This window comes from Prevotella sp. 885, assembly GCF_002265625.1.
In the GTDB taxonomy this organism is placed as follows: domain Bacteria; phylum Bacteroidota; class Bacteroidia; order Bacteroidales; family Bacteroidaceae; genus Prevotella.
In genome coordinates this window covers 1-10828 of the sequence record NZ_NOVE01000073.1, presented here as the reverse complement: position 1 = coordinate 10828, position 10828 = coordinate 1, and the positions used below count along the sequence as shown (strand labels likewise).

The 10828-nt window shown below is 47.1% G+C and carries 6 protein-coding genes; 5 read left to right on the top strand and 1 reads right to left on the bottom strand.

What is annotated here, in order from left to right; all coding sequences use genetic code 11:
- The coding region (locus CHL74_RS14110; protein ID WP_094881836.1) for a phage tail tape measure protein at positions 1-4007 on the top strand (4007 nt) is incomplete at its 5' end.
- Between the two features lie 338 nt (positions 4008-4345).
- The gene (locus tag CHL74_RS14100) at positions 4346-6238 is read left to right on the top strand and encodes a hypothetical protein (RefSeq protein WP_254923330.1); all 1893 of its coding nucleotides are present in this window, start codon (positions 4346-4348) and stop codon (positions 6236-6238) included.
- Here CHL74_RS14100 and CHL74_RS14095 read toward each other — a convergent pair.
- A complete protein-coding gene (locus CHL74_RS14095) occupies positions 6227-7381 on the bottom strand; it encodes a site-specific integrase (protein ID WP_094881833.1) in 1155 nt (384 codons plus the stop codon). The genes CHL74_RS14100 and CHL74_RS14095 overlap by 12 nt on opposite strands.
- Before the next feature lie 951 nt (positions 7382-8332).
- Here CHL74_RS14095 and CHL74_RS15920 point away from each other — a divergent pair.
- From CHL74_RS15920 to dnaG, 3 genes are all read left to right on the top strand, one after another.
- The gene (locus tag CHL74_RS15920) at positions 8333-8623 is read left to right on the top strand and encodes a hypothetical protein (RefSeq protein ID WP_176452271.1); all 291 of its coding nucleotides are present in this window, start codon (positions 8333-8335) and stop codon (positions 8621-8623) included.
- Complete coding sequence (locus CHL74_RS14090) at positions 8601-8810, top strand: helix-turn-helix domain-containing protein (RefSeq protein WP_176452270.1); 210 nt, start codon at positions 8601-8603, stop codon at positions 8808-8810. The genes CHL74_RS15920 and CHL74_RS14090 overlap by 23 nt, the downstream gene beginning before the upstream one ends.
- An 84-nt stretch (positions 8811-8894) precedes the next feature.
- The coding region (gene dnaG, locus CHL74_RS14085) for a DNA primase (RefSeq protein ID WP_094881831.1) at positions 8895-10828 on the top strand (1934 nt) is incomplete at its 3' end.

The window sequence follows — 10828 nt, the reverse complement described above, 5'->3', positions numbered from 1 at the left end:
CAAACCTCGAAAAAGCCATTGAGAAAGCGGCAGCAGCAGGAAACAAACAGCAGCTCACGAAGCTAAAGCGTGAACTGAAGGAAACCAATCGCCAAATCTCGCAGATTGAAAATGCTGCAAAAGGGGTCGAGCATGTTCTGCAACGACTCGATGAAACTTCTCCTAAGGAACTGAACCGCACGTTGGTACAGCTGAAACGTAACCTTAATGGGCTTGAACGTGGAAGCGAAGAGTGGAACAGACAATGTGAGGCGATAAAGCGTGTTAAGGCGGAGATTGCCAAAGTGAACTCGCAGTTGCGAGAGAATGAGAGCCTGTGGGAACGGATGAACCGAAAGTTGAACGACTGGCAGACTGCTCTTGCCGGCATCGCTGCTGCCATCACGGGTATCATCATGGCTGGACGCTCGGCGGTGAACGCTTTTGCGGATATGGACCAGGAGATGGCGAATGTGCGCAAGTTTACCGGAATGAACGCTTCGGAGGTGGAGCAGCTGAATGAGGACTTCCGGAAGATTGACACCAGAACGGGGCGTGAAGAGTTGAATAAGTTGGCGCAGGAAGCTGGACGATTGGGCAAAACCTCGCAGGAGGATGTCTTGGGCTTCGTGAAAGCTGCCGACCAAATCAATGTGGCTTTGGACGACCTCGGTGATGGGGCTACGCTGACTCTTTCAAAATTGACAAACATCTTCGGTGACGAGGAACGCCTCGGCACGGAGAAGGCTCTGCTTGCCGTGGGTTCCGTTATCAATGAGTTGTCGCAGAACTGCACGGCTTCTGCTCCTTATCTCGCAAACTTTACACAGCGCATGGCTGGCGTGGGTGCCCAGGCGAAGATGACTATCCCGGAAATCATGGGCTTCGCTGCGGTGCTGGATAGCCAGGGACAGGCGGTGGAGATGTCGGCAACGGCGGTTTCCAAAGTCATCATGGATATGTTCAAGGAGAACGACAAAATCATCAAGGCTACGGGTCTTAATGCGAAGGAGTTCAACGAAACGCTGAAGAAGAGTACTAACGAGGGACTTCTTATGTTGCTGGATCGTCTGCACGAACTCGGCAACATCGACGTACTGGCACCAGTATTCAAGGACATGGGCGAGAATGGTGCTCGTGCTGCGCAGGTGATTTCGGCTCTTGCTGGCAACCTCGATATGGTGCGGTGGGAGCAGGAGGAAGCTACTAAGGCGTTTGCGGAGGGTACATCGGTCACCAATGAGTTCAATGTGCAGAATACTACGGTGCAGGCAGGACTTGACAAGGCTCGCAAGGGCGTGACGGAGATGGCGGTGGCACTTGGTGAGCAGCTGCAGCCGATAATGAAGCATGTCATCTCTTCCACCACTTTGTTGTTGAAGTTCATGTCTACTTCTATCACGTTCATCAAGGAGAACGCTTTTACCTTGGCTTCGCTGACTGCTGCTTTCATTGCCTATAAGATTGCGGTGAACGCTTCAAACATTGCCTTCAAGGCGCATTATGCGTGGCTTGTTATTTCCAAGGCTGCAACAACGGCATACAAGACTACGGTCGCCACATTGCACGCTGCACACCTTTTGTTACAGATGGGTCTCGCCAAATTGCAGGGCAACTGGGTGCGACAGTCATGGCTGATGTCGGACCTCAAAAAGCAGGGTGCTCTGCTCGCATCGGGCTATGGTGCGATAGCTGCCGGAGCCATTGCTCTCGGTGCGGTTCTGTATAAGTTATACAAGAAGATGACGGAGGTGTCGCAAGCAGAAAAGGATTTGCAGGAGATACGCAAGCGTGGTCAGGAGGGCATCATCGACGAGAAGAACAAGATTGATGCGCTTATTGCGGTGGCTCGCGATGAAACGCAGTCGCTGAAGGACAGACACACGGCGATTGATGCGCTCAACAAGATTATCCCGAACTATAATGCCCAGTTGGATGATACCACGGGCAAGTATAAGGAGAACAAGAAGGCTCTTGATGATTACTTGAAGTCGTTGACTCGCAAGTATGAGATTGAGGGTGCCAAGGATAAGTTGCGTGATATCGGAAAGCAGCGTGTCGACCTTAATCTGGAAAAGCAGAGGCAGGAGCGTGTCGTTGCCATGGATGAGATGGAGGCAAGGACGGAAACGGTTATGCCTGGTCAGGAGGGAAAGGTGGTGCAGTTGGGTGTCAACTCGTTGCGTGCCTCGAACAGACGTGCGCTTGCCAAGACAAAGGAGGACCTGGCGGAACTCGACCAGCGTGAGGCGAACATCTTAGGCATATATGGCGAAGACATCAAGAAGGAGGCACTCAATGACGCGAAGAAAGAACAGAAGCAGGAACAGCAGACGCAGAACCCTCCATACACGCCTACTAAGACGGACAAGAAAACGAAGACTGAGGATGTACTGAAACCGCAGAAGGACTGGAAGGCCAGGGAGCAAGCTCTCAACCGCATTGCGTATGCCAAAGGTGAGAAGGACTTCGAGGAGTACACCAACCGCATGACGGAGATTGATATGGAGTACAATCAAAAGGTTATGGCTAATGGCAAAGCTACGAGTGAACAGAAGCTGGAAGCGGAAGCAGCGTACTATGAGGCGAAGAAGAAACTTGCTGATGACAAGAACACGCAATCGGCGAAGCAGGAGAACGATTACTATAATGAGTTGGTTGCCACGGAGAAGCAGCGGTACATTGATGGGAAGGTGGATCAAAAGACGTTTGATGATGCGCTTGAACTCATGGAGTTGGAGCATCTGCGTCGTTTGACGAAGGTCTACTCAGAAGGCTCAAAGGAGCAGCTGCAAGCGCAGAAGAATTATCAGAATAAGCTCGTTGAAAACCAAAAGCGTAATCAGAAGACCGTTGAGGACAACGAGAAGAAGCATCAGAAAGAGCTTGCCAAAATAAAAGAGGACTACTTCGGGGATAACAAGTCGGAGAAGAAGGAGAAATACACCAAAGATAGTGCTGCCCTCGATGAGGTTTTCAAACAGGAGATAAAGGCTGCTGGCGACGATGCTAAGGAGAAGCTGCGCATCGAGGAAGCGTATCAAAAGGCAAAGGTAGCACTGGCGAAGAAGTATGGCCAGGAGTATAACGATACGAGCAAGAACTTCCTCGAAAACATGACGGAGGACATCACGGAGTGGCTGAACACAGACCTCGGACAGGCGGTGCAGGGTTCTTTCGACACGCTAACGTCGGGTATGTCGTCGATTTTTTCGGGCATGACTTCGCTTATTCAGGCGGAACTGGAGATACAGACTGCTGCCATCGAGAAGCGGTATGACAAGGAGATATCGCAAGCGGAGGGCAACAACTACAAGGTGAAGAAACTCGAGGAGCAGAAGCAGAAGGAGCTGGCAAAGAAAAAGAACGAGGCGAACAAAAAGATGTTTGCAATGCAGGTCATTCAAGCGGTGGCGCAGACGGCACAGAACGCCATCTCGGCGTATGGCTCGGCAGCGGCAATTCCGCTTGTGGGTTATATCCTGGCACCAGTGGCTGCTGCAATGGCGGTGGCTGCAGGAGCAATTCAGATTGCTGCAATCAAAAAGCAGCAGCAAGCGAGTGAAAGCCAGGGCTATGCAAAGGGTGGCTTCACTCCGAAAGGTGGCAAATATGAGGAGGTGGGCGTGGTTCATGCCGGGGAATGGGTGGCATCGCAGGAGATGCTTGCCAACCCGGTTGCACGTCCTATCATCAACGCCCTGGACTATGCGCAGCGGACTAACACCATCGGATCCTTACGAGCCGATGATGTGAGTCGGACTATTGCGCCAGTAGCATATAGCACGCCACAACAGCAACAGCCTATCATCGTGCAGCAGCAGCCGGACGGACTGGCTACGGCTGCAATCGTGCAGAACACAAAGGCTATACAGAGTTATGCTGATACGATGAAGCAGTTGCAACAGAGGTTGAGCGAGCCGTTTGTCACGGTGAACACGGTCACGGGTGACACTGGCATCAAGCAAGCGCAGGACGAGTATGACACACTAATCCGTAACAAGACACCAAAGAGTAGGAGAAAGTGAGTAACCTCTGGTTAATGGTGAGCCTCGCCAATTGTCATTACATACATAGCAATAAATAAGAATATTAGGAGCAAAATCCATGTGGCAAGCGATATATATGATAAAGTGGCAAGTGTTCGTTTTGCAGACTTACCTTTCACATATCTACTTAAAATATACAGTACGACACTACTTGCAATAAGAAATATGAGCAAGTGTGGAAAATCGAAATTCCAATAGTCAATAAAGACAAGACTTGCAACAAAAAGTGTCAAACTTGCGAATATTATAATTAGTGTATGTTTCATTTTGCAAAAGTAATAAAAATGGAAATAATAATCAATGGCAAACAAGCTTTTTTGAAGAAGAACACTTCGTTTGACTTCATCTTCGAGAACCGTCTTTTTACGGGTAGTGACAGCTACACCTTGACAATTACGTTTCCACTAAAGGGATGCGCCCGAAATATAGCCATCTTCGGGCACATCCAAAGAGCGGATGTTATCAAGTCAAAGGTGGTCTTTGACTGCGACATCCGTGACGGCGCTTTCCTGAAGTCTGGCTCCATCACAATAACAGAAATATCGGACATAGAAGTAAAAACGCAATTCCTGGAGGGTCGCAGCGAGCAGAACTTTGACGAAACGTTTGACGATATCTATCTCAATGAAATGGATTTGGGATATCCTACCAAGCGCGATAATCTTATAGCAGCAGAAGCGTTCAAGCCATATCCAACGAACAACTGGGTGCCGTTGCCGTGGGTAAACAACTATTCCGGCAATCTACAAAATGCTGTTACTACATCTGTCCATTTCATCACTGGCTTCGAGAATGTCAAAAGTACTCTTTCGTTCCAGCCATACTTATTGTATATCTTGAAGCGTATCTGTTCGCAATTGGGGTATGAGGCGAACTTTGCTGAACTGGAGCAATCGCAATATAAATATCTCTTGATTTGCAATACGCTTCCGGCTGCATGGGCTGCGTGGAACTTTGCCATTGCATTGCCTCATTGGACATTGAACGAGTTTTTTGAGCATCTTGAAAACTTCCTTTTTGGAGATTTTGATATCAACCATAAGGCTAAGCGCATCGAGTTTCATTTCTCTAATAGTCTGGCAAAATCGGCAGGAGAGGTAATCTTAAACAAGGTCTTGGACTCTTACACAACAGAGGTGTCGCAAGAAGATGAAAGCAAGTACATCGCTTCGGCTAACTTGAAATACGCTGATAATGATGCGCTTCTGTGGTCATATTACTCGTGCGACTGGTTTATAAGAGCCAACAAGTCAAAGGCTTTGGTCTATGATACATTTCGGGAATTGATTGACAAGGCAATGACGTTGAAGATTAGCGGTTATTACAAGTCTACGGGGCATAGCGGACATGGATACAGCGAGTCTTTCAGCCGTGGCTATCCAGTTGGAAGTGACGGAAACAGACTGTTTTATTGCAAGGAGATTGATACCTATTTTATAATGTACTGCTACAAATCAGAATTTGTCAGCAAGCATAATGGCATGAAGTGGTACAAGTATTATAACCGTCTGATGCCTGTAAATCAGTTCGGAGATTATTTTGTTGATAATGATGCTGACGATATTGAACTGAAAATCGTTCCTGCATGGATAGAGGGTACTGACGACAAGTATGGCAATTGTATGTTTCTCGACTGCGGAGAGTTGGGCAGTAGAGAAACATGGACTATATCGGAAGACGGTACAGGCTCTTCTGGCTCTGCATCTTCTGGCATCTACATAGGACAAAGACCGAACAATGAAGGGCAATTATCATCGGTACGCTATCACGATGATGTCGACTATGATGCAGGAGACTTGGCACAAGGCACTGCAAGCTATGTGATTGGCAAAGGAGAAACCGAGAAGTCATCTGCATATTTTGATGTTATATATGTCGGTTTTTGGAGTGGACATTATCTTTTCGGCGGTAATCAGCCACATCCTATAATAGATAAGGTGGAGGTTACTGACTCATTTGGATATAACAGAACTCAATTCACCTTGCGACTGAAAGACGGAATCGCCAATTCTATGCGTTTGTCAATGCACAAGATTGATGGAAAGCAGAAGTTCCATTTCTCTTTCCTCTCTGACACAATACCTAATCCTCGTGCATTGTTCTACATACGTGGACAGAGGTATATATGCGAAAAAATAACTGCCACCTTCCATGAGTCGGGAAAGTCGCAGTTACTAAAGGGAATATTCTATCGTGTCTTAGCTGATTGAACGCTGCAGGGCTGTGGCATGGCGCTCGATGGTGGTGCGCAGCACCTTGGCATAAATCTGTGTGGTCTTGATGTCCTGGTGCCCAAGCATACGAGCCACATTCTCTATAGGTACATCGTGAGCCAATGCCATTGTAGCGAAGGAGTGGCGAGCCACGTGGAAAGTCAACTTCTGCCTGAAGTGCAGCTCCATCTGTATCACATGAAGGTAGTCGTTGGCTTTCTGGTTGCTTATCTTAGGCAGTTGGTAGTCGTACTTCTCAAGCACCTTCATCGCAGGAGAGAGGATAGGAGTGAAGAACTTCGTATCGGTCTTGATACGGCTACCATCGATGTAGTACATCTTGCCTTCCTTCTTCGTCATGCTCTCGAAGTCGAAGGTCTGGGTGTCGCAAAACGACAGACCGGTGTAGGCAGCGAAGATGAAGAGGTCGCGCACCCTGGCAAGTTTGCCCTCGAACTTGTAGTTGCGCATGAGCTTCAGTTCAAGTTCGGTGAGCGGTTCACGCTCACGGCACTTGCCTCGCTTCAACGTCACCACTTGATAAGGATCCTGTGGGATTTCGCCCATCTGATAAAGTTGGCGAACCCACTTGTGGATTTTCTTGTGGTAGCCGTAACACGTCACATCGGTACGGGTGCCATCATGCAGCCAGTTGTCAAAGGCGATGATGTTCTTCGGAGTCAAGTCGCCATAGGTGTTGAGTTTACCGAATGTGCGCACGGTTTCAATGGCACAAATCTTGTGTTTGCGTGTACCTTCGCGCAAATCTTCATTGGCGAGAGCTTCCTCCATAAAGTCGAGAAAGCTCTTTCCACTTTTCTCCGGCTCTTTTGGCTGCACCTCCTTTACTTCCACCTTAGGCTTCTTGTCTTCGCCATTGAAGTGATACATGAAATTGTCGTAGGTACGCTCTTCATCAAGAACGTCCATCGCAGCAATGATTTTCTTACACTTCGCTACCAGAGCTTGTGTTTCGGGCGAAGCTGCTGCTGCTTGCCAGTCGTCGGGTGAATACTTGCCAATCATAATGTATTTACGAGTGGCACGTCCAAGATAAACTTGCACTTCCAAAAATCCGTAACCCCTCTTCTCGGAGTTTTTTCTACGGTCGAAGACGACCTCTACCAATTCCTTCTTCATCGTTAAAGTAGGTTTTAGTACAACGGACAAATAAGTGGAGGAGATGAGAATAATGGGAGTTTAACAATTTTTAATTGGCTATCTTGCCAATTCCAGCTATTTAGTGGCTGAAAGTGTATCACATTTTTAAGAAGTGTCACACATTTCAGAAAAGTGTCACACAAAGTGTCACACATTTATGTATCGTTGTGTCCCGTTATGTCATCATCAAAGCACCAGGTTCAAATCCGCTGCGTTAATTAGACATTACGCTCGTCCTCTAAATAACTGTCTGAAATTCAAGTTACTCGCACGTAACTAACTGTATATAAGCAACAAAGAGGATACTACCGAAGTAGAATCCTCTTTGACGTTGTTTTGTTCCGATGTGACCCGCATGGGGTCACAAAGTGATTCCGTTGGAATCCAAGTGATCCGCTTGGAATTCCTCTGTATCGTAAAAGAAAAACACTCATAATCAGCAATATATCACTGCTTTACAAGAATTATTCTTTAATTTCATGTAGAAAGAAAATAGACTTTTTTCAACGTGTAACGCACTTGTAACGCATTTTATCTATCTACCTGTCTATATTAGGTTTATTCAGACCTAACAATGATTTAAAAGATCTCTGCATTTCACGATTACCATGTACTTTCTTATACCTTTCTGTACTCTCGTGAAATGTTAAATAGTAGATAGATAGACACTATTAAAAGCGAAATCCAAAAATTCTTAGCTACAAATCGTCTAATTTTGCCGACGCAATTCATCGATGAAAAGATAGGCTAAAAAAATCTGAGGATGTGTATTGTTCGTGAATAAACTACCTCTAAATAACACTACAAAGATAAGCATTTTCTGTAACATATAGAAGAGAAAATCGTATTTTAACTTTTAGATAGTTAAAGGAGTTACCCGACAAACACGCATACCTTGGAGCCTAAGTAAAACTATTAGAACGAAAAAAAATGACAATAGAAAAAGTCACAAGCATCATCGAATGGGTGCGGAAAACCAATGAAGGGGATGTGAAGTATGCCTCCTTTCCGAGAAGTCGGGCACACGCTGTTCGCTGCACGGTATCTAACTACAACCAAGCGTTTGGTATTGACCGAGGTATCTTCATACACTTCCACTTTTGTTATGACGAAGAGGTAGCTGTAATTGTTGCTGTTTCATTGGATGAAAGGGAAATCACTAAAAATACAGAGCATGAATACGAATGGAGAGAACAAATTGAGAAGCCTTACAATCGCTGACCTGAAACAGATGATCATCGATTCGGAGGAAACAATCTGGTCTGTGGCGCAGCTCGCAGAACTGTTAGGCACTTCACCACAAGCAATTCGCAAGCGTATCAATCGGGGTGCCATCCCTGCACATAAGGAAGGACACTCATGGTACATTCTTAAAAGTGAGTATATACGCAATCTGAAAGCGAAATAATATACTTCTAAATAACAACAAGTCCCTGCCTAAGTCCGCTGTGAAGCGTGCATGGGCAGGGCATTTTCCACTCAACACCACATTATGATACGACAAGAAACCATCGACACCATCTTGGAGCGCACAGACATCGTGGCGCTCATCGGCGAACACGTCCACCTACGGAAGTGTGGCTCGCGCTATGTCGGCTGCTGTCCGTTCCACAACGAGAAGACGCCTTCTTTCTATGTTTCTCCACAGACCGGCAGATTCAAGTGCTTCGGCTGTGGCGAAGGTGGAGATGCCATCCATTTTATAGAAAAGGTGGAGAACAAGACGTTCATTGAAGCCGTCAAGACGTTGGCACAAAGGGCTAACGTGGAGATTGAGCATGAGCAGGAATCAGCGGAGGCAAAGCAGAAGCGACTGCATAAGGAAGCGTTGTGGATTGCCAACAAGCAGGTCGCCGACTTTTACCGCAAGCAATTCCTTCAGTCGAAGGAGGCACAGGCGTATGCCTACAGACGTTGGGGAAAGGAATACTCCACTCTCAAAGAGATTGGATATGCACCAGCAGACGGGCACGCCCTGCAGCAGCTTCCAGTAAAGGCGGACTTCCTGAAGGAATTGGGACTTCTCAATCGTGGTGGCTATGACTTCTACCAGAATCGTATCGTCATACAGATACATGACCGTTTCGGGCATGTAATTGGCTTCACCGCTCGCTGCATGGATGAGCAGCAGCCCAAATACCTGAACAGCTCGGACTCGCTAATCTTCCACAAATCTACGGTACTCTTCGGCATCGAGGATGCTTGGAAGACGGCAGCGAAGCAGGATAAGATGTTTCTCGTCGAGGGGGCACCGGATTGTATGCGTCTTCAGTCTATCGGCATATATAACACGGTGGCTGCGCTCGGATCGGCGTGGAACGAAACGCATTTCTCTACCATCAAGCGCATAGCAAGCAAGGTCTGTTTCCTTCCGGATGCTGACCCACCCAAGAACGGAGAACCCTATGGCCATGGCATACAAGTCGTCATGGAGGCAGGAACACTGGCTATGGAAAATGGTCTATCTGTCAGCATCAAGGAAATCCCGGACACGGACGACAACAAGAAGCAGGATCCGGACACGTTCTTCAAAAACACCAATATCTTCAATGCCACGGAGGAGACGGACTTCATTCTTTGGATGGCGGACAAACTGTTTCCGCAGACGAACACCACGGAGGAGCAGCGCCTGACTATCAAGAAGATTGCTTATCTACTGTCGCTGATTGATGATGAGACGGGCGTGTCCATGTATATCGGCAAGCTCACGAAGTATTACCAGGGCAGACGGTTATGGCTCCAGGCGGTAGATAAGGAGCGGAAACTGCGTGAGGAGCAGGACAAGAAGCATAAGGAGCTGGATGAGGACGACTTAAACCACAAATACGGCTTTTACATCGACCACGGCTGCTACATGTCCATAACGGAGAAAGGCAGTGTCTACGAGTGGTCGAACTTCACGATGGTTCCGCTGTTCCACATAAAAGATACAACAAATCCTAAACGTCTATATAAAATAAAGAATGCGATGAAACATGAGGAAATTTTGGAACTGAAGCAGGAGGATCTTATCGCTCTCGCTAAGTTCAAGCAGAAAATCGAGGGCTTGGGCAACTTCATTTGGAAGGGTACTGAGAAGGAACTAACGAAACTCAAATCATATCTATACGAGAAGACGGAGACGGCAACGGAAATCACTCAAATGGGTTGGCAACGTGCCGGATTCTACGCTTTTGGCAACGGTGTTTTCCACGACTGCCACTTCATCCCGGCTGATGAATTTGGCATAGTAAGGCTGAAGGATAAGGGCAATTTCTATCTGCCATCCAGTTCGTCCATATACAAGAACGACCCGAAGCTCTTTACTTTTGAGAAGCAGTTTGTGCATCTCAATCTTTCTTCGGTCACTCTGAAGGAGTTTACAGAGCAGCTGTTCAAGGTGTATGGGGACAACGGACGTGTGGGCTTCTGTTTCTATCTCGCCAC